Genomic DNA, 23,673 nt, shown 5'->3' with positions numbered 1-23,673 from the left:
GTGATGTTGAATCCTGCCATTCTGGCACTGCTGATGGTTTCGATAATAATTTCCACGATGCTGTTGGTGGCAGCCACTTTTGCTTTCAGAATCTTACGTCACTGGGATATTCAGAGCGGCAGTGAGTTGCAGCTTCGACTGGAAAGGCGTACCTATCTGGTCTCAACCCTGTTGATCTGGGCTTTCCTGTTTGAGTTTCTCTCGCTGTTGCTGTTCATCTACAACGCAGAATCCTTGTCGGGACAGTTTGTTGGCGCCATGTGCGCAACCGGGGTATTGAATCTGAATCCCTGGGGTTGGCCCACACTGTTCTTGAAGATTGCCATGTTCTTTGTATCAGCCATTTGGCTGGTGCTGAACTATCTCGATAACCGGGGCTATGACTATCCGCTGATCCGTTTCAAATATGCTCTGTTACTGTTGGCACTGCCGCTGGTTGTTGCCGAAACAATTGTACAGTGGCTTCATTTCACTGAGATGGAGCCAAACCTGATTACCTCCTGTTGCGGAACGCTCTTCTCCGCCGATGCGCAGGGGATCTCCGCTGAGGTAAGTGGTATCACTCCGGCAAAATCGATAGTCACTCTGGCTATCTCGGCGATACTGGTTATTGCCGCTGGGGTATGGGTGGCGTTACGTGGACGGAGTGGCTGGTTGTTATCGATCATGGGGGCTGCAGCCTTTGTGATCGCACTCCTGGCTATTATCTCATCCATCTCGCTCTATATTTATGAGCACCCTCATCACCACTGTCCGTTCTGCATTCTCAAACAGGGGCACGGCTATGTGGGTTACTTTCTCTACATACCTCTGTTTCTAGCAACCGCACTCTCTTTAAGCGCCGGGTTTGTATCACCTTGGCGGAAGATCGTCAGTCTGAGTCAAACGGTGGCGGAAATGCTGCCTGTTATAAGCTGGTTGGCGCTGTTCTTTTTTATACAGTTCTACCTTACCGCAGCCTGGTCGGTCTGGGTTTCAAGGCTCACCATGATGGAGGTCTGGTGGTGATTAAACAGACAATATCCATCTTATTTGTTGTATTGAGTCTGAGCAGTCTCAATGGCTGTCAGTCAGAGAGTTCAGCTCTGAGCAAAGGGGTGCCGCCACCCGCTTTTCAGTTACAGGATCTCAACCAAGAACGGCTGAATTTTCCACAGGATTATGCGGGAGAGGTTGTTGTGATCCGCTTCTGGGCCGATTGGTGTCCCTTCTGTGAGTCGGAGATGCAGAGCATTGAGCCGGTCTACCAGGCATACCGTTCAAAAGGATTGGTGATCCTCGCGGTGAATGTGCGGCAGGATCGTGAAACAGCAGCCGCTTTCATAGAAAAACTGAATATCAGCTATCCGGTACTACTCGATCGGGAGGGGGCGGTGGCGAGAGAGTATGGGGTAATCGGTCTGCCCACCACCTTCATTCTTGATCGCAAGGGGCGCTTGCATACCCGTATCATCGGTGAGTCCACAGCGGAGCTGTTTGCCCGGATAGTGGATGAGTTGATATGAATGCTGAGCTGACCCTCGGAGTGGCCTTTCTAACCGGCATTCTCGGTAGCTTTCACTGCCTCGGAATGTGCAGTGGAATCAATGCAGGGTTCTTTGTCCGTTTTGCACCCAGATTGCGATTAAGCCATCTGCTTACCTATCACTCACTGCGGATTACCGTTTATGCGTTACTCGGTATCGGTGGTGCTGTCGTCGGTCAGGTGTTGGTGCAGAGTGGCATTGTCGGAAAAGCACAGGGATTGCTGATGATTCTTGCCGGTGGTTTGGTTGTGTTACTGGGATTGAATCTGTTGGGTGCATCACTTAACAGACCGGTGAAGGCCAAACCGATCGCACATGTCGTTCCAATAGCCAATCTGAGCAGACCGATCTCAGTTCCAACCGTCGCGGTCGGCCTGCTCAATGGCCTGGTACCGTGCAGTCTGGTGTTCTCCGTTGCCGTGAAAGCGGTATCCACTGCCGATCCGTTGACTGCGGGGCTGCTGATGTTGAGTTTCGGTGCTGGAACCCTGCCGTCCATGGTAACGGTCAGTCTGCTGGGCGGTTATGTCGGCAAGACCTTGCGTGGCACGCTTGCCCGGTTGGCTGGTCTGCTGGTGGTCGCGCTTGGGCTGTGGACAGTTTATGAAGGGGTTGTTTTTTACGACATTATGCGTGGATTGGCCAATTGGTAGATCCGCCAGTCGGATGCGTACTGACAAACCTTGAATCGGCGCATTATTTAGGGGTTGTTGAGCGGTTCAATCTCAGTACATGGTTCAAACCGCCGTTTATGTTTGAGTAGAAGAGGAGTAGTAAAACGATGAGTGAAACGAAAAACAAGGAACGCAGAAATCTGTTGAAGCTGCTGTTGGCAGCTGGATTGACCGGTCTCTCCGGTGGTGCGTTGGCAGGCCAGGGTGTCGGTGTCATGGTGCCGGGTAAAGGCTGGGTCGAAGCAACAGGGGTCAGTTGTGATGGGGATGGTACGCCATTGCAGTTTATTCCCAAGACAGCAGCAGACGCCAATCCCCTGGAGAATGAACTGGAGAAATATGCCAAGTGTCCCTATTGCGGAATGGATCGCACCAAGTGGCACCATAGCCGTCATCTGGTCCACTACGATGATGACCTGGTGGATGCCACCTGTTCGATCCACTGTCTGGCGATCAGTCTCTCCCTGAATATCGATCGTGGTCCGAAGGCGATCTATGCGGCAGATTTCGGTGCCGATGGTGAGATCAAACCGTTAGTCAATGTGGATGAGGCGAGTTATCTGATCGGTGCCAAGCTGAAAGGTACCATGACCACCCGAAGCAAGATGGCCTTCGCTTCCGCTGATGCGGCAAAAGCGACTCAGTCGGAAAAGGGGGGAACTCTGGCAAATTTCGATGAGGCTTTGAGCGAAGCCTATGCAGGAATGGCAAAGGACACCATGATGGTTCGCAAAAAGCGTGCGGAACGGCGCAAAAAGATGATGCAAAAGATGAAGCAGCAAAAAGGTTGATGGGAGACATGCTGTGCCAAGTAATACTTGGCACAGCGATGTGATTTTCGGAGTTGAATTCATGATTCTCCGCTTGAACCACATAATCTGGGAGTCGTGAGAATGATCTCTATTTCGATGAATGACAGATCGATGAGTATGAAAAAAAACGGGCTGAAACGTCTGCGCGCCAGTCTGCTGATAGTTGCGTGCTGGTTATTGCATTTACCGATTCTGCAGGCTCAGCAACTCCCTAACCCCGGTCCCAAGGATACCTGCCCGGTATGTGGCATGTTTGTCGCAAAATACCCTGAATGGATCGGCACGGTACTTTACAAGGATGGTCATGCCCACCATTTCGATGGTGCCAAGGATCTTTTTAAATATCTTCTCGATCTGCAGAAATGGGCGCCTAATCATCAGGCCAGTGAGATCGACCGTATCGCAGTCACTGAGTACTACAGCCTGGCCCGTATCGATGCCAGGAGTGCCTATTATGTGATTGGTTCGGATGTGCTGGGTCCAATGGGGCATGAGCTGATCCCCCTGGAGAGTCAGGCCGATGCCGAGGAGTTCCTGAAGGATCATCAGGGGGTAGCCATCCTGAAATTTGATCAGGTTGATAAAGGACTGCTGTTGAATCTGGATGTAGGTGTTTTTGAGTAGTTCTGCACCTTACTTGCAGCCTTGTGCTGCCGCATGATTTAACTCTGGTCTGTAAGCCTGGGAGAGAGAAAGCGCCACGATTTTTCGCGCCTGTTCTGATATGATGATCTGACATGATACAGGGTTGATACGGTTCCCAACCAGGACGATCCCACTATGTATATCTGTCTGATAAGTGTTCATGGTTTGATACGCGGTCACGATCTCGAATTGGGACGTGATGCCGATACCGGTGGTCAAACCAAGTATGTGGTGGATCTTGCCAAAGCGCTTGCTGAGCGGGATGGGGTCAGCCGGGTCGATTTGGTGACCAGACGCGTGGTCGATGCGGAAATCAGCGACGACTATTCAGAACCCCTCGAACTGCTGTCGGAAAAGGCCAAGATCGTAAGGATCGATGCCGGTCCTGAAGGTTATCTGGCCAAGGAGACCCTGTGGGATCATCTCGATAGCTTCATGGACAATCTGCTCAATTGGCTGAAGTCTCAGCCGCGCATGCCCGATATCGTTCACACCCACTATGCGGATGCGGGTTATGTCGGTGTAAGGCTTTCCCATCTGCTGGGTGTTCCGTTGGTGCACACCGGCCACTCCCTGGGGCGGGATAAACAGCATCAACTACTCGCCAAAGGTTTCAGTCGAAAGGAGATCCGCGAGCGTTACAACATGGATCGTCGGGTGGAAGCGGAGGAAGAGGTGCTGGCCAATGCGGATCTGGTGATCACCAGTACCCACAATGAGATCGAAGAGCAGTACAGCCTCTACAATCACTATCAGCCGGACAATATGGCGGTGATCCCACCCGGCACCAACCTGACTCAGTTCTACCCCCCGTCCCGTGGGGATAAGGTGCCTTTCCGTAAAACCCTGTCACGATTTCTGCGCGATCCCGACAAGCCGATCATTCTCGCCCTCTCCAGACCCGATGAGCGCAAGAATATCCTCACCCTACTGGAAGTCTATGGCGAGTCGAGTCAGTTGCAGAGTGCCGCCAATCTGGTGATTGTGGCGGGGAACCGGGATGATATCCGGGATATGGAGAGTGGTCCGCAGTCGGTGATGACCGATATTCTGATGACCATCGATCTCTATGATCTGTATGGTCGGGTTGCCGTACCTAAACGCCATCTGGCCAAAGAGGTGCCGGAGATCTACCGTCTGACTGCGCTCTCTGAAGGGGTATTCGTCAATCCAGCGCTGACGGAGCCCTTTGGTTTGACTCTGCTTGAAGCGGCAGCCAGTGGATTACCGCTGATTGCCACGGAGAATGGCGGGCCGGTGGATATCATCGGCAACTGTAACAACGGACTGCTGGTAGACCCGCTGAATAAGAAAGCGATCCGTCGCAGTCTGCTGAAGGTACTGCATGATAACGATTTGTGGCAGAAATTTGCGCGCAACGGATTGAATGGCGTTCGCAAGCACTACTCGTGGAAGGCGCACGCCAAGAAATATCTGGCAATGATCAAACCGATGCCCGCAGAACATGAAAGGCTGCCCACCAAGCCACCGAAACATGTCAAGTATCGCTATCGGGATCGGGCCATATTTACCGATCTGGATCAGAACCTTCTGGGTAATCCCACCGGCCTGAAACGTTTCATACAGGTGGTGCGTGAAAACCGGAAATGTGCCGCCTTCGGTATCGCTACCGGGCGTCGCCTCGATGACGCCCTCTCCATCATGAAGAAGTTCTCGATTCCGATTCCTGACGTACTGATCACCAGTCTGGGTACCAAGATCCACTATACACAGGGTCTTTCGATGGATGACTACTGGGGCGAGCATATCGATAATCTGTGGCAGCCAAAAGGCATACGCCGGGTTCTGGCCGATCTTCCCGGGATCAAACCGCAGCCCAAACAGGATCAGAGTTTTTTCAAAATCGGCTACCACTACGACCCCAACAAGGCACCCTCCGTTGATGAGATCAACGCACTGCTGCGCAAGGAGGAGTTGACCTGCAATGTGATTCACGCCTTTGGGCAGTTTCTCGATGTGTTGCCATCCCGGGCCTCCAAAGGGCAGGCGCTGCGTTATGTGGCGCAGCGGCTGGACGTGCCCCTTGAACATATCCTGGTCGCGGGAGGCTCCGGTTCTGACGAGGATATGATGCGTGGCAATACTCTGGCCGTGGTGGTGGCCAACCGCCATCATGAAGAGCTCTCCCATATGATCGATCTTGAACGGATCTATTTCGCCAAGCAGTCCCATGCGTTGGGGATTCTTGAGGCGATCGATCACTACGACTTCTTCAGAAGCTGCCATGTACCTGAAGAGCCATGAAGCTCAATCTGCTACTCTGAATAGACTTGGACAGAAGTCTGATCATGCTACAAGCAGTCTGTCGTGATTTGCTATCCTTAACACGAATGGCGCTTAATAAAGCACTAAAACCCATTGCATCCAGTTTTATCAATGGATTTTGGTGGGGCATGGCCCCACCCTACTGTTGAATTCATGGTGTAGGGTGGGGCCATGCCCCACCAAATAACGCTAAAGTAAGTGTTATTCATCCTTAACCCCAATAAGCTTATTCTTTAAGCAGTCGGGTTGATCAAGCTTTGTGTAACTGAAACTCAACTCGTTGTTCGATGAATTCGTCTTAACAGGCCAAGATAACAATGAATAATAAAAAACTGATCATTTTTGGGGAAGTGCTCTACGACTGCTTCCCAAATGGAGAGCAGGTACTCGGAGGCGCACCGTTCAATGTCGCCTGGCATCTCCAGGCGTTTGGCCAGTCCCCCTATTTCGTCAGTCGTGTCGGTCGGGATGCGGACGGGGAGCGGATCCTCCAGGCCATGGCTGACTGGGGTATGGAGACCGCCGGGGTGCAACAGGATGACGAGCATCCCACAGGCCGGGTCATGATCACCCTCGAGCAGGGCGAACCGAGCTATGAGATCATGGCCGACGCCGCCTATGACTTTATCGCCCCGGCCGCGTTGAACTCTCTTAATTGTGAGATGCTCTATCACGGCAGTTTGGGATTGAGAAACCGGATCGCCCGTAGTGCACTTGAGCGACTGAAGCAGAATGGTACAGCGAGCGTATTCCTCGATGTCAATCTACGCCCACCCTGGTGGCAGCGGGAAGCGGTAATGCTCTGGGTCAATCAGGCAGACTGGCTTAAATTGAATCAGCATGAACTTGATCAACTGGATGGCGGTGCCGGGGATCTGCATAAACAGGCGCTGGCTTTCAAGCAGAAACATGACCTGACCGGTTTGATCGTCACAATGGGGGAGCAGGGTGCATTTGTACTGTCGGATCAACCATCACCCCTGCAAGTGGTCCCCGAAGCGAGTCAGGAAACCGTGGACAGCGTCGGTGCAGGTGATGCTTTCACGGCGGTGATGCTGCTTGGCCTGAACGCCCGCTGGCCGCTGAACCTTACCCTGCAAAGGGCGCAATCCTTTGCTTCAGCGATTGTAGGCAAGCGTGGTGCTACCGTATCATCAGCAAAATTCTATGCAGACTTCATGTCACAATGGGAGAGTGAGGAGAGGAGCGCTGGTTAGTGCTACAGGTTCCGGTATCGCAATATGTATGAACAGGTTTCACATTCACTGCTGAATCATATCCTCGACGAACTCAAAACCGAGATTCGTAAACGGGATCTGCGCCATTTCTATACCCGGCTCGGGGCCAATTTCTATGGCATTCATCTGCTGTTCCACCACCTCTACGGAAAACGGGATGATTTCAAGGAGCAGCTGATTCATCTGGTGGAGGTCATGGCGACCCGCTATGTGCAGCGCCATGTCACCCTCAAGCAGTTGGACAGCGAACGGGAGAAGCATCACAACTGGTTCCTTAGTCAGGAGTGGGTCGGTTTGGCCCTCTATGCGGATGGATTCGCCGATAATCTGCAGGGGGTGGAGGAGCGTTTACCCTATCTGCAGGAGCTGGGCGTCAACATGCTGCATGTGATGCCGGTGATGGTCTGTCCCGATGGCGCCAGCGATGGGGGCTATGCGGTCAGTGATTTCCGCAATGTGGATGAGCGTTTCGGCACCCTGGAGGATATCAACAGACTGGCTACCTCCACCCGTAAACGAGGCATGCTGCTGGTGATGGATATGGTGCTCAACCACACCTCGGATGAGCATGAGTGGGCGCAACGGGCCCGTGCCGGAGAGCAGAAGTACCAGGACTACTATTACAGTTTCGATAACCGTGATATTCCGGATATGTTCGAAGAGACCATGCCGGAGATTTTTCCCGAGACCTCACCCGGTAACTTTACCTGGGATGAGCAGATGAACAAGTGGGTGATGACGGTCTTCAATCACTACCAGTGGGATCTCAACTACAACAACCCGGCTGTATTCATCGAGATGCTGGATAACACCCTGTTCTGGGCCAACCAGGGAGCGGATATTCTGCGTCTCGACGCGGTGGCCTTTCTCTGGAAGAAAATCGGCACCACCTCGCAGAATGAACGTGAGGCCCATCTTCTACTGCAGTTGATGAAGGATTGTTGTCAGGTCACCGCACCGGGTGTTCTGTTCATCGCCGAAGCGATCGTTGCACCGGTGGAGATCACAAAATACTTTGGTGAGGATGCGGTGATCGCCAAAGAGTGCGAGATCGCCTACAACGCCACCTTCATGGCCTTGATCTGGGATGCGGTTGCCACCAAGAACACCAAGCTGCTGCGCCAGGGTATCCAGAGTCTGCCGACCAAGCTCGACCGGGCCACCTGGCTCAATTATTTGCGCTGTCACGATGATATCGGTCTCGGTTTCGATGATGCAGATATCCAGCGGGCCGGTTACCAGCCGCTGGCCCACCGTAAGTTTCTGGTCGATTTTTTTACCGGTCAGTACGATGATTCACCGGCACGTGGCGCACCCTTCGGAGTGAACCTGAAAACCGGGGATGCCCGAATCTCCGGATCTCTGGCCTCCCTGGTGGGGCTGGAGGCTGCGATTGATCAGGGTGATGCTGAGGCGATTGAACAATCGGTCAAGGTGATCCTGTTGCTGCACAGTCTGATCTGCTCCTTTGGCGGTATGCCACTGCTTTACTATGGGGATGAGATCGGCACATTGAATGACCGGGAGTTCCTCAACGATGAAAACAAGGCGGGGGATAACCGCTGGATGCAGAGACCGAAGATCGATTGGCAGCGGGCGGAACGCCGCCATCAGCACGGCACCCCTGAACAGCAGATCTTCGATGGCCTGAAAAAGATGATTGCCGCCAGAAAGGGGATTCCCGCATTTGCCGATTTCAACAACCGGGAACTGATTGAAGTGGATAATCCTCATCTGTTTGTCTTCTGGCGCAGTGACCCATTCATGCCGCTGGGTTCGGTTCTGGTGGTCTGCAATTTCGACAGCAGCCCTCAGTACATGGAGCTTAGCGCGTTGGGCAACCGGGGGATGTTTGAGTATGGTAATCTTAAGGATCTCTATTCCGGGGAGAGTCCGCGACTGTTCAAGCAGCAGTTGGTGGTGCCTGCCCACCAATTCTACTGGTTGACCGATCAGCGGCCTGAAACAGGACTCAGATTGTAAGGTGTCGACTGCAGTTGTGATTGTTTTGTGATAATTACGTGAAAGTCGCGCTATAGATTTTTGATTCAATCGCTAGTTAAAGAGGATTAGTGTTAACAGGCCCTAAGATAAAGACCAACCGCAACCTATACCTATAACTGGAATTGATTGATTAAATGCAACGTAAGTTACTGATCGTTGAAGATGAGCCGGATATTGCCCATCTGGTGCAAAAACATCTGCAGGATGCTGGTTACGACGCGGATATTGCGAGTAACGGTGCAGCAGCCATGGAGCTGTTCAGAAAAAACAGCTATCAATTGGTGATACTCGATTTGATGCTGCCCGATACGGATGGTTTGACCCTGTGCCGCAAGATGCGTAGTGCCGAAGAGTATGTGGCGATTCTGATGCTGACGGCCAAGTCGACCGAGCTCGACCGGGTGTTGGGTCTGGAGATGGGAGCGGATGACTATCTGACCAAGCCGTTCAGCGTGCCTGAACTGATGGCTCGAATCAAAGCTCTGTTCCGGCGTATTGATGCCTTGAAGGAGGATACTAAAGGCATCACCGAGCAGGCGAGTATTGAACGGGGCGGTCTCTACATCGATGTCAACAAACGCTCGGTTCAGGTCGAAGGCGAACTGGTGGATCTGACCGCCAGAGAGTTCGATCTGCTGCTGTTTTTTGCCCGCCATCCCGGTCGTGTTTTCAGTCGCATTCAACTGCTCGATAAGGTTTGGGGCTACAACCACGACGGTTACGAACACACGGTGAACTCCCACATCAATCGGTTACGCTCAAAGATCGAGCAAGATCCCTCTGAACCGCAGTATGTGTTGACGGTTTGGGGTGTGGGTTACAAATTTCGCGATCAACGGAGTGACGCGTGAACGGTCGAGATCAGTTTACGCTCCGGCTGCCGCCGGGTTTGTGAGGTGCGCATGTTTCAATCCCTCTATGCCCGTCTCTCGCTTGCCCTGATCGGCCTGTTTCTGGTAACCGGGCTTCTCTATACCCTGATCACCCTGGTCACCACCAATCGCTATATGCAGGAGATCACTCAGCACTTCAACCGGGATCTGGCGCAACGCATTGTGGCGGATCGCCGCCTGGTGATCGATGGGGAGATGAACGATCTGGCGCTGAAGAAAACCTTCAGTGACTACATGGACATCAATCCGAGTATCGAGATCTATCTGCTGGACAAGCAGGGGACGATTCTCGCCTTCTCGGCGGATGCGGGGAAAGTAAAACGCAAACAGGTCGATCTGGAGCCGATCGATGCCTTTATGCGGGGTGAAGGCTTTCCTCTGTTGGGAGATGATCCCCGTTCCCATGAAAGGCGAAAAGCTTTCTCTGTGACCGAGGTGCCGGCTGGTGATATGCCTGACGGTTACCTCTATGTGGTGCTTAGGGGTGAAGAGTACGATAATGCCGAGCAGGCGGTATTGGACAGCTATGCGCTGCGCTACAGTGCCGGCGCCGTAGCGGTCAGTATGGGCTTTGGTCTGCTCACCGGACTGTTGCTGTTTCACTGGCTGACGCGTCGCCTGCAACGACTCTCCAGTGTGATGACGGCATTCCAGCAGAGTGGTTTTACCCGCCATCAAGAGCTGCCGGAGAGTTTTGATCCTGGCGGAGATGAAGTCGAACGGCTGGGTGCTGCATTCGAGAAGATGGCACAGCGAATTGCCGATCAGTGGGGCCAGCTGAAGCAGCAGGACAAGCTGCGCCGGGAGTTGGTGGCCCAGGTATCCCATGATCTGAGAACCCCACTGGCTGTGCTGCACGGTTATCTTGAAACCCTGCATATGGAGCAGGGAGAGCGTGATGGTGAGTCGCAACAGGATTATCTGAATATCGCCCTCAAACAGAGCGAACGCCTGAAGGAGATGCTTGAGGATCTGTTTGAGCTGGCCCAGCTGGAGGCGAGAGAGACCAAACCGGTGTGCGAACCCATGGCGTTGGCGGAGCTGGTTCAGGATGTGATTCAGAAGTTTCAGCTGCCAGCGCAGCAGCATCAGGTCGAGGTGAAATGGCATCTGCCCCAGTCACCGCCTCAGGTGAAAGCGGATTTCGCCATGACCGAACGGGTGCTGGACAACCTGATTGGCAACGCGATTGATCATTGTGAAACGGGAGGCAGCGTCACGCTGAACATTTCTCAGCAAGCAGAATTTGCCCTGGTGGAGGTCATGGACGATGGGGAGGGTATCGATGAAGCGGAACTGGCGCACCTCTTCGATCCATTTTTCCGTAAGCGCAAGCAGGGTAAGGAGGGTGGACATGCCGGTCTGGGGCTTGCGATTGCCCGCCGCATGGTGGAGTTACAGGGTGGCACCATCTCTGCGTCCAATCATCAGCATGGCGGGGCCTGTTTCAGCTTCACCTTGCCGCTAGCCTAAACCAGCCGCCAACCCCACAAACCCACTTGTGATTCATTTGTGATAATTGCGTGAACCTCTGAGGAGGCTTGCCCGCTAAGCTCTCACCATGCGTTGGCGAAAGCGAGGTTTTACTGCAAAAAGCACCGAGTTATTCCGAGTGAATCTGCTGGGATAATTTCTGTCTTAACAATCAGGCTCCATCGATTCAGAGCAGCCAAGAACTAACAGTTATTCCCGCAGTTGTCGGATTGACTTAAGGTGAATTGGTCAGAGATCCCCTCGGGTATCCAAGCCCTGATATCAGCAGATTGTGCAGTGACGCTCAAACCGATTTTAGCGCGCATGCCTGATTGGTCTGAAAGGTTTCCGTGTGATGACGGACGTTACCAGCTATCCCACTTTGGACTCTCCAGCGCGTCCTTGGTCTATGTAACAGGAGATATAGAATGAAGCGAAGAAGTTTGATCAAACTACTGGGTGTAGCAGCGGTGATGCCGGTCGTCGGTCATTCGGTGTTTGCCAGACAGGGTGAAGAGATGACTAAAATAGGTAAACTTGATCTGAGCAAGGAGGAGTGGCGCGAGCGCCTGACCCCTGAGCAGTTCCGGATTTTACGCGAGGAGGGAACCGAGATGCCCGGCAGCAGCCCGTTGCTGCATGAAAAGCGCAAAGGCACCTTCGTCTGTGCAGGTTGCGAGAACCCCCTGTTTGCCTCCAGCACAAAATATGAGAGTGGTACCGGTTGGCCAAGTTTTTATGACCATCTGCCGGACGCCCTGGGCACCAAAAAAGACTTTAAACTCATCTGGCCCCGTACCGAGTACCATTGCGCCCGTTGTGGCGGTCATCATGGGCATGTCTTCAATGATGGACCGAAACCTACCGGTCTGCGCTACTGTAACAATGGGGTTGCACTGAAGTTTGTGCCGGATGTCTCATGATCTCCCGGCAAGCATTGGCCCTGTTGCTGGGGATGACTCTGCCGCTCGGTATGACAGCTCAAGCCTTGACACTTGAGAGTCCGGAAGAGCGGGTGCAGCTGGTCGAGCTGTTTACCTCCCACGGCTGCAGCAGTTGCCCGCCGGCGGACCGCTGGCTGGGTAAACTGGAGAGTCATCCCGGGCTCTGGCAGAAGCTGATTCCGATGGCCTTCCATGTGGACTACTGGGACTACCTGGGTTGGCAGGATCGATTTGCCTCCTCGGCCTACAGTCAGAGGCAGCGGCAGTATCGTCAATCGGGCGCCATCCGATCCGTCTACACACCAGGGTTCGTGGTTAACGGCAAGGAGTGGCGGGGCTGGTTTCGTCATCCGAAGCTTGAGCTTGGCGAGGCAAAAAAGGTCGGTCGGTTGACCTTGGATGTGCAGCCCGGTGTTGCTGTTAAGGCCGAATTTTTCCCCCAGGCCGGTATCGATCAACAGGGTCTGGAGGCGAATCTGGCCATTCTCGGTTTTGATCTACAGAGTGAGATTGGCGCCGGTGAAAATCGGGGCAGGACCCTCAGCGAGCATTTCGTGGTGTTGAGCCACAGCCGCTCCCGGGTTCAGAGCGGACCAGGCCAATGGTCCCTTCCCTGGCCTGAGTTTTCCAGATCCGGCAGCATGCGCCTGGCGGTTGTACTCTGGTTGAGCAACCCTGAGAATGGTGAGCCGGTTCAGGCGGTGGGCGGATGGCTGCCTGGATAGGCCCAATTCTGCCATACTCCCAAGAGTTGATCGGAATATCGGAGCCACCAACAAGATACCATCCTGAAATTGCGTGATGTTGGGCGCTATGCTAGAATTCGCACCAGAATTTTGCGATAGCTGTCGGTTGTCAGCCGCGGTGAATTATAATAAAACCCCGATAGCGGGGTTTTTTTATTTTAGAAAATAGGTGGTTACCAACGCGGCGGTGCGTCGCGTGAATTGCCTGTTTTCTGCTACGACAGGATGGGCCATGTGCCCATTTTTTATTGCGGTGGAAAAAATGAGGTCTGCGCCAGAAAAACTGAAAACGCTTATACGTCAGGAGGTCGAACTTCTGGGCTATGAGTTACTGGGCGTGGAGCTGACCGGGCAGGGCAAAGGTGGGTCTCTGCTGCGGGTCTATATCGACCATGCGGAAGGCATCTTGCTGGATGATTGTGTACAGGTCAGTCATCAGATCAGTGGTGTGCTTGATGTGGAAGATCCAATCAAGGAGCGCTATCAACTTGAGGTCTCGTCACCAGGTATGGACAGACCCCTGTTTGAAGAAGCGCACTTTGATCAATTTAAAGGTAGCAAGGTGCGCCTTAAGACCCGTACCAAGATTGATGGCCGACACCGATTCACTGGTGAATTGGGCGGTGTGGAAGATAGTCAGGTTTTAATTGAAGAAGACGGGACACTCTATCGAATACCGGTCGAGATGATCGATTCGGCTCGAGTCATACCGGAATTTTGAATTGGGAAACATTGATGAGTAAAGAGATATTACTGGTCGTAGACGCGGTCTCCAATGAAAAAGATGTGGAAAAGTACATCATCTTTGAAGCCATTGAAGCGGCGTTGGCGTCTGCCACGAGAAAACGTAATGGAGATGACATTCTCGTTCGGGTCGCGATCGATCGTGCTTCCGGAGATTACGATACTTACCGCCGCTGGGAAGTTGTCGAGAGCTATGCGGAAGATGAGCCGGACGCACCACTGAGGCAGATCATCGTGGATGCTGCCCGGGAAGAGGATCCGGATGTACAGATTGGTGACTTCGTTGAAGAACCGATCGAGTCCATTGAGTTTGGACGGATTGCCGCACAGGCCGCAAAACAGGTGATCGTACAGAAGGTGCGTGAAGCTGAGCGGGCCAAAGTGGTCGAGGCCTTCAAAGGGCGTGAAGGTGAACTGGTCACCGGTGTGGTGAAACGCATCGACCGGGGTAACATCTTCATGGACCTGGGTGGTAATGCGGAGGCCTTCATCGGACGTGAACACATGATCCCCAAGGAGTCGATCCGGGTGGGTGATCGGATTCGCGGCTATCTTTATGAAGTCAGATCGGAACCGAGAGGTCCGCAACTGTTTATCAGCCGCACCATGCCTGAACTGCTGATCGAGCTGTTTAAGCTGGAAGTGCCTGAAGTGGGTGAGGGGCTGATTGAGATTCGCAGTGCAGCGCGGGATCCCGGGTTACGTGCCAAAATTGCTGTTAAGGCATTGGATCAGCGCATCGATCCGGTTGGCGCTTGTGTCGGCATGCGTGGTTCACGGGTGCAGGCTGTCTCCAACGAGCTGAATGGTGAGCGGGTCGACATCATTCTGTGGAATGACAACCCGGCACAGTTTGTGATCAATGCCATGTCACCGGCAGATGTGGTCTCCATCGTGGTTGATGAAGATACCCATGCCATGGACGTGGCGGTCAGTGAGGAGAATCTCTCCCAGGCAATCGGACGTGGTGGACAGAATGTTCGACTGGCCAGTCAGCTGACCGGTTGGGAGCTGAATGTCATGGACGAAGCCCAGGCCTCCGAGAAGAGTGAATCGGAAACGAAAGGCTATATGGACTCCTTTATGGAACAGCTGGATGTGGATGAGGATGTAGCAGCGATTCTGGTACAGGAAGGCTTTACCAGTGTCGATGAAGTCGCCTACGTACCAATTGAAGAGATGCACTCCGTTGAGGAGTTCGATGAGGAGCTGGTAGAAGAGCTGCGCAACAGAGCAAAGGATTTTCTGTTGACGCGCGCGATTGCCAATGAAGAGGCTTTCCGTGAACCTGCCGAAGATCTGCTGAATATGGACGGCATGGATCAGCAGCTCGCCTTTACCCTGGCCGGCCGGGGTGTGGTGACCATGGAGGATCTGGCGGAACAATCCATCGATGAGCTCATGGAGATTGACGGCATGGATGAGGAGCGGGCAGGCCAGCTGATCATGACAGCGCGTGCTCCCTGGTTTGAAGAGGCAGAATAGGTCACTCCGGTTTCTGGGTGAAGACAAAGCAACAGATGGAAAAGGCAAATTCGAGAGGCTGATGAATGAGTGAAGTAACGGTAGCACAACTTGCAAATGTCGTTGGCATTCCTGCCGATCTGTTGATGGAACAGTTGGCGGACGCCGGCATTCAGGCGAAAAGCCCTGAAGATAGGATTTCCGATGATGAGAAGGCGAAACTGCTGCTGCATCTGCGTGAGAGTCATGGCAAAAAGAAGACCTCAACGGTTACCGCACCCAGCAAGGTGACACTCAGACGTAAAACGGTCAGTGAACTGCGCCAGCCCACCTCGAGTGGACGCACGCTGAGTCGTGCATCGGCCGCATCGGCAAAAACGGTGAGCGTGGAAGTGCGAAAGAAACGCACCTACGTGAAACGCACCAATGTCGAGTCGGATGAGAGCAAGGTCAAGCAGGCTGAAGAGGCGCGGAGAGCGCTGGATGATCAGGCGAAAGAGCGTGCCGCAATCGAGGCGGAAGTAGAGGCTCGTAAGGCGGCCGAAGCTGCCAAGCGCCAAGAACAGGAAGACGCCGAGAAAAAAGCACAGGAAGAGGAAGCTGCCAGAGTTGCAGCCGAAGAGGAAGCCAAACGCCTGGCTGAAGAAGAGGCCGCAAGAGAAGTGGCAGAGGAAGTGAAACGTCAGCAAGAGCTGTTGAAATCAGAAGCCCCTGCAGAACCTGAGCCGGTTGTTGAAGCGAAACCTGCTGCCGAGGCCAAGGCCGAACCGTCCCGCGGTAAGAAAGGTCGTAAAGACAGTCGTCGCGATGAGAAGGGTTTTAGCGATGACAAAAAGGCTGACCGTAAAGAGCTGCACGTAGCGGAAGGATTGCGTGGAAAGCGCAAGAAAAAGCCGGGTAAACAGCGCAGAGCAGCGGCAGCGGCTGCCAGCGATGCCCAGCACGGCTTCCAGCGCCCAACCGCTCCGGTTGTGCATGAGGTCAAGGTTCCCGAGAACATTACCGTTGCCGATCTGGCGCAGCGCATGACCATCAAAGCCGCCGAAGTGATTAAGGTGCTGATGAAGATGGGCATGATGGTAACCATCAATCAGACCCTGGATCGGGATACCGCCATTCTGGTGGTCGAAGAGATGGGCCATGTGCCGGTTGCGCAGCGTGACGAGGATATCGAAGCCGATCTGCTGAGTGAGGAGGAGGATGCCCATACTCAGGGAGAGCAGGTTAACCGTCCTCCGGTGGTCACCATCATGGGCCATGTCGATCATGGTAAGACCTCTCTGCTCGACTACATCCGCACCAGCCGGGTGGCTGCCGGGGAGGCGGGTGGCATCACCCAGCATATCGGCGCCTATCATGTGGATACCGACAAGGGCACGGTCTCATTTCTCGATACCCCGGGCCATGCGGCATTTACCGCAATGCGTGCCCGCGGCGCCAAAGTTACCGATATCGTCATTCTTGTGGTGGCCGCCGATGACGGTGTGATGCCTCAAACCAAGGAGGCGATCCAGCACGCCAAGGCGGCCGAAGTGCCCCTGATCGTGGCGATCAACAAGATCGATAAGGAGGAGGCCAATCCGGATCGGGTGATCCAGGAGCTCTCCCAGGAAGAGGTCATCCCCGAAGACTGGGGTGGCGATACCATGTTCGTCCGCGTCTCGGCGAAAACCGGCGCCGGTATCGATGATCTGCTCGATGCGATTCTGCTGCAGGCCGAAGTGCTTGAGTTGCAAGCGGTTGAAGATGGACCGGCTACCGGTTCCATCGTTGAATCCTCACTCGACAAAGGGCGTGGCCCGGTGGCTACCGTGCTGGTTCAGTCCGGCACCCTGAACCGGGGCGATATGATCGTCTCGGGTAAGGAGTTCGGCCGTGTACGGGCGATGTTCGATGAGGCCGGTCGCTCCATCAAAACCGCCGGTCCTTCCATTCCGGTGGTGGTGCTGGGCCTCTCCGGCACCCCGGAAGCCGGTGACGATGTGCGTGCGGTCAGCGATGAGCGCCGCGCCCGCGAAATCGCCGAACTGCGTCAGGACAAACAGCGCTCAACCCGTCTGGCCGCTCAGAAGGCCGCCAAGCTGGATGAGATGTTCACCCAGATGGAAGAGGGTGAGACCCAGACCCTGAATGTGATTGTCAAAGCGGACGTGCAGGGTAGTGTGGAAGCACTGAAGGAGTCTCTGGTGAAGACCTCCACGGATGAAGTTAAGGTGCGCGTTGTGGCGTCCGGTGTGGGCGGAATCAATGAGTCTGACGCCAACCTGGCGGTGACCTCGAATGCGATCATCATCGGCTTCAATGTGCGTGGTGACGCCGGAGCCCGTCGAGTGGTGGAAGAGCAGGGCATCGACATGCGCTACTACAGCATCATCTACGAAATCATCGATGATGTGAAAAAGGCGATTTCCGGTATGCTCTCTCCCGAAATCAGGGAAGAGATCATCGGCCTGGCCGAAGTGCGGGATGTGTTCCGTAACTCCAAGCTGGGTGCGATTGCCGGTTGTATGGTGCTCGAAGGGATGGTCAAGCGTAACAATCCGATCCGTGTGCTGCGGGACAATGTGGTGATCTACGAAGGTTCACTCGAGTCCCTGCGTCGCTTCAAAGATGACGTCACTGAGGTGAAGAGCGGCATGGAGTGCGGCATCGGTGTGAAGAACTACAACGATGTGCAGTCTGGTGATCAGATCGAGGTCTTTGAACGTACCGAAATCGCACGTACGGTATAAGCTTGATTGAGACTATGCATTCCATCAATCCGAACAACCACGGTCTAACCGAAACAGTCTGCACCAGCAGGCTGTTTTTTATGGGGCATGCTGCATGAGCCGGGATTTCAAACGTACCGACCGGATCGGCGCTGAACTGCAAAAAGAGTTGGCCGAACTGATCCGCGAAGAGATCAAAGACAAGGCGCTTGGCATGGTGACCATCCAGGAGGCCCGTGTTGTCCGGGATCTATCACAGGCCAAGGTGTTTTTCACAACCTTGGGCGCAAGCTTCTCTCATCAGGAGAGCGCAAAACATCTCAACCAGGTGGCCGGTCATCTGCGCTGGTTGCTTGGACAGCGTATGAAGATACGCACAGTACCCAAACTTCAGTTTGTTTATGACGTTTCGGTCGAGCAGGGGGAGCATCTCTCCAACCTGATCGAAGAAGCGGTAACCGAGAAACAAACCTGATTCCAGTGATAATGTTTTTTAGAGATTAAGTATGGGACGTCGTCGTAACAGAGGGCGCAATATCAATGGGGTATTGCTGCTCGACAAGCCGCAAGGCATGACCTCCAACAAAGCGTTGCAAGAGGTTAAGTTTCTTTACAAGGCCGCCAAGGCCGGCCATACCGGCAGCCTGGATCCACTGGCCACCGGTCTGTTGCCGATCTGTTTTGGTGAGGCCACCAAACTGTCGGCCTTTCTGCTCGATGCGGATAAGCGCTACCTGGTCAAGGTCAAGCTGGGTGAAACCACCACCACCGCGGATGCGGAGGGTGACGTGGTTGAGACAAGTGATCCGAGTGGCGTGACGGAAGACGCACTGCGCGAGACCATGGCGGAGTTCCTTGGGGAGCAGCAGCAACTGCCACCGATGTATTCAGCCATCAAGCACAATGGCGAGCGGCTCTACAAACTGGCCCGTCAGGGCATTGAAGTGGAGCGGGAGCCCCGCACCATCCATATTCACGGCATCGATCTGCTGAGCTTTGATCTGCCTGAGTTCGAGATGGATGTGCGTTGCTCAAAAGGCACCTACGTACGCACCCTGGCTGAGGATATCGGCAAGCGCCTGGGTTGCGGCGCCTATGTCAGCGGTCTGCGTCGTACCGGCGTGGGTCCTTATGACGATCAGTCGATGCTGACCCTGGAACAGGTCCAGGAGGCCTTCGGCGAGAAGCGTTTTGCTGAGATGGATGAGTGGATGCTGCCTTTGGAGAGTGCTCTGGCCGACTGGCCTGAAGTTGCCCTCAGTGCCGATGCCGCTTTCTATATGAAGCAGGGTCAGCCGATACTGGTGCCGAATGCGCCGACCAGCGGCTGGGTCAGGCTCTACGCCAATAAAACCGATTTCATCGGGGTTGGACAGATCCTTGATGACGGGCGGGTGGCCCCCAAGCGGCTGATGCAGGCGGTGGACTGATTCTGAGCGCAGAATTGAACCGTTCGTCATTCCTGCATGCTCGAAATAAGGGAATTCAGTGGAATAATCAGGGCTTAGCCAAGCATTTGAAGTGGGTGACTTGCCGTCGCAGCGGAGAACGCGCATACTACGCGGTCTTCCTGGCTTTGCCTGAATAGATTTGATGAATTAAACCGGTCCGGTCAGCCTGAACTCATTGTCGGGTTGGCCTGAAAAGTGGCCATTTTTCAAGACGTAACCTATAGGAGTACACGTCATGTCAATGAGTGCAACAGAAAAGAAATCCATTGTCGAAGAGTATCAGCGCGCCCCTGGCGATACCGGTTCACCTGAAGTGCAGATTGCACTGATGACCGGCCGAATCACCCAGCTGACCGAACACTTCAAAGATCACAAGCAGGATCATCACTCCCGTCAGGGTCTGGTGCGTCTGGTCAACTCCCGCCGCAAGCTCCTGGACTATCTGAAAGGCAAAGATCAGCAGCGTTATAAAGACCTGATCTCCCGTCTGGGCCTGCGTCGCTAAGCCTCCCCCTTAATACACAGAGTATCCAAGGATTCAAACGTGACATTAATAAAGAAAGAATTCCAATGGGGAGACAACAAGGTCTCCATCGAGACAGGTGAGATCGCACGGCAAGCCGATGGCGCGGTCATGGTCAACATGGACGACACCGTCGTCCAGGTCACCGTGGTCGAAGCGAAAAGCACTGTGCCCAGGGACTTTTTCCCTCTGACCGTTGACTACCAGGAAAAAACCTACGCCGCCGGTATGATCCCCGGCGGTTTTTTTCGCCGTGAAGGTCGTCCCAGCGAGAAGGAGATCCTCACTGCGCGTCTGATCGATCGTCCGATCCGTCCACTTTTCCCAAAGGGATTCACCAGTGAAGTTCAGGTCATCATCACGGTGATGTCACTGAATCCTGACGTAGATCCTGAGATCCCGTCTCTGATCGGTACTTCTGCCGCGCTGGCCATCTCCGGCCTGCCGTTCCAGGGTCCGGTTGGTGCAGCCCGGGTCAGTTATAAGGATGGGGAGTACACCCTCAACTCACCCTCAACCGGTCTGAGTGACAAATCCGATCTGGATCTGGTGGTCGCCGGTACGGAAGAAGCGGTACTGATGGTGGAGTCGGAAGCCAACCAGCTCTCTGAAGAGGTGATGCTCGGTGCGGTGCTGTTCGGACATGAAAATATCCAGGTCGTGATTCAGGCGATCAAAGAGCTGGCTGCGGAAGTCAACAAGCCGATTGAAGCGTTCAATCCGCCTGTGGTTGACGAAGAGCTGAAAGCTGCGGTTGCAGCCGAAGCCGCAGAAGGCATCGGTAATGCTTATCGGATTGCCGACAAACTGGATCGCTATGCCGCCATCGATGCAACCGTTGCCGCTACCGTGGAAAAGCTGACTGCCGTTGAGGTGGATGGTGAGCAACGCTGGAGCAAAGATGAGATCTACGGTCAGCTGGAGAAGCTGAAGAAAGTGACCGTTCGCGGCCGCATTCTGGACGGCGAGCCTCGTATCGACGGTCGCGACACCCGCACCGTCCGCCCGATCGCTGTACGCACCGGCGTACTGCCCCGTACTCACGGTTCAGCCCTGTTCACCCGTGGCGAGACCCAGGCCCTGGTGGTCACTACTCTGGGTACTGAGCGTGATTCACAGATCATCGATGCACTGGACGGTTCACGTCGTGAGCACTTCATGCTGCACTACAACTTCCCGCCATTCTGTGTCGGTGAGACCGGTCGTGTGGGTAGCCCCAAGCGTCGTGAGATCGGTCATGGCCGTCTCGCCAAGCGTGGTGTGCTGGCCTGTATGCCGACCATCGGTGACTTCCCCTACGCGATCCGTGTGGTCTCCGAGATCACCGAATCCAATGGTTCCTCCTCCATGGCCTCCGTCTGTGGTACCAGCCTCTCTCTGATGGATGCGGGTGTGCCGATCAAAGCACCGATCGCCGGTGTCGCCATGGGTCTGATCAAGGAAGAGGACAAGTTTGCCGTCCTCACCGACATCATGGGTGACGAGGATCACCTGGGTGACATGGACTTCAAAGTGGCCGGTACCGCCGAAGGTATCAACGCCCTGCAGATGGATATCAAGATCAACGGCATCACCAAACAGATCATGGAGATCGCTCTGGATCAGGCCAAAGAGGGTCGTCTGCACATCCTGAATGAGATGAACAGCGTCATCGATACCCATCGCAACCAGATGTCCGAGCATGCACCGCGGATCATTGAGTTCAAGATCAACCCGGACAAGATCCGTGACGTGATCGGCAAGGGTGGCGTGACCATCCGCTCCATCACCGAAGAGACCGGCGCCACTGTGGATATCACCGACGATGGCGTGGTGAAGATCTTCTCCGTCGACAAGCATGCCGGTGAAGAGGCACAGCGTCGGGTTGAGCTGATCACCGCTGATGTGGAAGTCGGCACCATCTACGAAGGCAAGGTCGCCAAGCTGATGGACTTCGGTGCCTTTGTCACCATCCTGCCCAGTAAGGATGGCCTGGTGCACATCTCCCAGATCTCCAACGAGCGTGTGGAGAAGGTCAGCGACAAGCTGGCGGAAGGGGATGTTGTGAAGGTCAAGGTGTTGGAAGTCGACAAGCAGGGCCGCATTCGTCTCAGCATGAAGGCGATTGATGAAGCCGACGCCTGATCAGCAAGCTGATCGGTAGATGAAAAAGGGGCCTGACGGCCCCTTTTTTTATGTCCTGAAAATCGACTTAAATCTGCTCTAAAAAATCAGGGAGCTGCAGATTATGTGATATTTTGGTGATAGGCTTGATGTAGAGTCAGCTGGCATTGATAAACGATCCCGACAGGGTATTGCCTAAGTCAGTACATAAAAACAGATCCAGGTCCTAGCATGAAAGCACGCACAATACTGATACTTCTAATCACCCACGGCATCGTTGGCATAGCCGGTTTTGCCATAGGCATCTTTGTGCTTCCCATACTGGTGGCGCCACCGGCTCCCACTCAAGCCGCCGTTGAGGAGATCGCCGCACAAGCCAGCTATACCGCTGAGTTTCGCAGAGACCTGCAGGATAGTGATGCACTGCACTGGGGTGAGGGACAGGTTTCCGTGAGCTCAAACTCCATTACCCTGATGGGAGAGCTGGCGCCTGGGCCGGATTACAAACTCTACCTCTCTCCGAAGTATCTGGAGACAGAAGCGGAATTCAATCGTCTGAAGCCCGAGATGGTCCGGGTGGGGGATGTCAGGACATTTGATAACTTTATTGTCGAGGTGCCATCGCATATCAATCCATCCGATTTCACGAGTGTGATTGTCTGGTGTGAATCGTTTGGGCAATTTATTACGTCTGCCAAATACAAGTGAGTGGTTTCTCTGTCAGTATTGGTCAGGGTGCTAATATGGTCTGCCCACTCTGATCTATAGGTTTTTGGAAACCCATCAATTGTTTTGACTCATTGTTAAGCAAATATTTCTGTATCTGTTGGGCTGAAATGGTTGGTAACCACGTATCAAATTATTGTGTGGTCTTACTGATTAGAACTCAGACGAATAACGCCATCTCATAGTTACGTTTACTAAGCTCAGTCATGTGGAAGATTCCGCAACTCCTATGTGTGTACAAAATAATAAATACAGATTCAATTTAAGCCGCGAAAATAACAGTGATCAAATAATTGTTCAGATCGATTAGTCCTCAAATTCGCTGGATGTTATCGGTCTCTTGTATGAAATGCTGTTGAAAGGTTAGTATTGAAAACTCTATATGGGCAATATTTACAAGGATTTGTTTATGAAAATTCATCACCTTTTCCTGCCTCTCTTTGCAGTCGCAAGCTCCGTACTCCAAGCTGAAACCACAATCACTCTCAACAGTGATGTAGGCGACTATATTGGACAGGGAGAAAGTTATGTTTACACAGACGAGAATTCGGTTATCCAGTACTCTAGAAATTACGATAATGGGGATAACGTAAAATTTCTTTCGCACATTTGAAGAGGCGGTGGCCTTGTTGATTAAATGGTAAGTGACCAAACGAACCAACAATCAACAGAAGGACCACCACCATGAATAAAGATACCAAAACTTTGGG

At 53.6% G+C, this 23,673-nt stretch carries 20 protein-coding genes; all 20 read left to right on the top strand.

The genetic code is table 11. The annotated features are described in order from the left end of the window. A complete protein-coding gene (locus tag AC4IE8_RS07235; protein WP_490790676.1) occupies nt 1–1,008 on the top strand; it encodes a hypothetical protein in 1,008 nt (335 codons plus the stop codon). Further along, nucleotides 1,005–1,505, top strand: a complete 501-nt coding sequence (locus AC4IE8_RS07230) for a TlpA family protein disulfide reductase (protein ID WP_490790675.1) — start codon at nt 1,005–1,007, stop codon at nt 1,503–1,505. The genes AC4IE8_RS07235 and AC4IE8_RS07230 overlap by 4 nt, the downstream gene beginning before the upstream one ends. Then, nucleotides 1,502–2,179: a sulfite exporter TauE/SafE family protein gene (locus AC4IE8_RS07225; protein WP_068992798.1), complete on the top strand. Its 678-nt coding sequence runs from the start codon at nt 1,502–1,504 to the stop codon at nt 2,177–2,179. Before AC4IE8_RS07230 ends, AC4IE8_RS07225 begins: the two co-directional genes overlap by 4 nt. A 128-nt stretch (nt 2,180–2,307) precedes the next feature. Then, nucleotides 2,308–2,991, top strand: a complete 684-nt coding sequence (locus tag AC4IE8_RS07220) for a nitrous oxide reductase accessory protein NosL (protein ID WP_490790674.1) — start codon at nt 2,308–2,310, stop codon at nt 2,989–2,991. Between the two features lie 132 nt (nt 2,992–3,123). Next, entirely contained in the window at nt 3,124–3,636 is a 513-nt protein-coding gene (locus AC4IE8_RS07215; RefSeq protein WP_068992997.1) for a nitrous oxide reductase accessory protein NosL, read from the top strand. A gap of 156 nt (nt 3,637–3,792) precedes the next feature. Continuing rightward, nucleotides 3,793–5,922 carry an HAD-IIB family hydrolase gene (locus AC4IE8_RS07210; RefSeq protein WP_068992795.1) on the top strand — a complete coding sequence of 710 codons (2,130 nt, stop codon included), beginning with the start codon at nt 3,793–3,795 and terminating at the stop codon, nt 5,920–5,922. Between the two features lie 338 nt (nt 5,923–6,260). Beyond that, nucleotides 6,261–7,160 carry a carbohydrate kinase family protein gene (locus tag AC4IE8_RS07205; protein ID WP_490790673.1) on the top strand — a complete coding sequence of 300 codons (900 nt, stop codon included), beginning with the start codon at nt 6,261–6,263 and terminating at the stop codon, nt 7,158–7,160. A 24-nt stretch (nt 7,161–7,184) separates the two neighbouring features. Next, a complete protein-coding gene (locus tag AC4IE8_RS07200) occupies nt 7,185–9,164 on the top strand; it encodes an alpha-amylase family glycosyl hydrolase (RefSeq protein ID WP_068992790.1) in 1,980 nt (659 codons plus the stop codon). Between the two features lie 155 nt (nt 9,165–9,319). Next, on the top strand, nt 9,320–10,036 hold the full coding sequence (locus AC4IE8_RS07195; protein WP_068992787.1) for a response regulator transcription factor: 717 nt from the start codon (nt 9,320–9,322) through the stop codon (nt 10,034–10,036). Nucleotides 10,037–10,087: 51 nt separating this feature from the next. Then, on the top strand, nt 10,088–11,551 hold the full coding sequence (locus tag AC4IE8_RS07190) for a sensor histidine kinase (protein WP_490790672.1): 1,464 nt from the start codon (nt 10,088–10,090) through the stop codon (nt 11,549–11,551). A gap of 428 nt (nt 11,552–11,979) precedes the next feature. Next, a complete protein-coding gene (gene msrB, locus AC4IE8_RS07185; protein ID WP_490790671.1) occupies nt 11,980–12,474 on the top strand; it encodes a peptide-methionine (R)-S-oxide reductase MsrB in 495 nt (164 codons plus the stop codon). Then, entirely contained in the window at nt 12,471–13,220 is a 750-nt protein-coding gene (locus AC4IE8_RS07180) for a DUF1223 domain-containing protein (RefSeq protein WP_490790670.1), read from the top strand. Before msrB ends, AC4IE8_RS07180 begins: the two co-directional genes overlap by 4 nt. A 253-nt stretch (nt 13,221–13,473) precedes the next feature. Continuing rightward, complete coding sequence (rimP, locus tag AC4IE8_RS07175; RefSeq protein ID WP_490790669.1) at nt 13,474–13,962, top strand: ribosome maturation factor RimP; 489 nt, start codon at nt 13,474–13,476, stop codon at nt 13,960–13,962. A gap of 14 nt (nt 13,963–13,976) precedes the next feature. Continuing rightward, entirely contained in the window at nt 13,977–15,470 is a 1,494-nt protein-coding gene (nusA, locus tag AC4IE8_RS07170; protein WP_068992775.1) for a transcription termination factor NusA, read from the top strand. 65 nt (nt 15,471–15,535) lie between these two features. Then, nucleotides 15,536–18,181, top strand: a complete 2,646-nt coding sequence (gene infB / locus AC4IE8_RS07165) for a translation initiation factor IF-2 (RefSeq protein ID WP_068992772.1) — start codon at nt 15,536–15,538, stop codon at nt 18,179–18,181. A 94-nt stretch (nt 18,182–18,275) separates the two neighbouring features. Next, nucleotides 18,276–18,635: a 30S ribosome-binding factor RbfA gene (gene rbfA, locus AC4IE8_RS07160; protein WP_068992767.1), complete on the top strand. Its 360-nt coding sequence runs from the start codon at nt 18,276–18,278 to the stop codon at nt 18,633–18,635. A 31-nt stretch (nt 18,636–18,666) separates the two neighbouring features. After that, the gene (gene truB / locus AC4IE8_RS07155) at nt 18,667–19,590 is read left to right on the top strand and encodes a tRNA pseudouridine(55) synthase TruB (protein ID WP_068992755.1); all 924 of its coding nucleotides are present in this window, start codon (nt 18,667–18,669) and stop codon (nt 19,588–19,590) included. Nucleotides 19,591–19,846: 256 nt separating this feature from the next. Further along, the gene (gene rpsO, locus AC4IE8_RS07150) at nt 19,847–20,116 is read left to right on the top strand and encodes a 30S ribosomal protein S15 (protein WP_068992752.1); all 270 of its coding nucleotides are present in this window, start codon (nt 19,847–19,849) and stop codon (nt 20,114–20,116) included. Between the two features lie 39 nt (nt 20,117–20,155). Further along, nucleotides 20,156–22,258 (top strand): polyribonucleotide nucleotidyltransferase, encoded by a 2,103-nt coding sequence (gene pnp, locus AC4IE8_RS07145; protein WP_490790668.1) that lies wholly within the window; start codon nt 20,156–20,158, stop codon nt 22,256–22,258. A gap of 210 nt (nt 22,259–22,468) precedes the next feature. After that, a complete protein-coding gene (locus AC4IE8_RS07140) occupies nt 22,469–22,945 on the top strand; it encodes a DM13 domain-containing protein (RefSeq protein ID WP_490790667.1) in 477 nt (158 codons plus the stop codon). Nucleotides 22,946–23,673 lie beyond the last annotated feature (728 nt).

Source organism: Candidatus Thiodiazotropha sp. AKAK2 (assembly GCF_058244685.1).
Note: the sequence above shows the minus strand (reverse complement) of the source record. Positions and strands in the feature narration are given on the sequence as shown.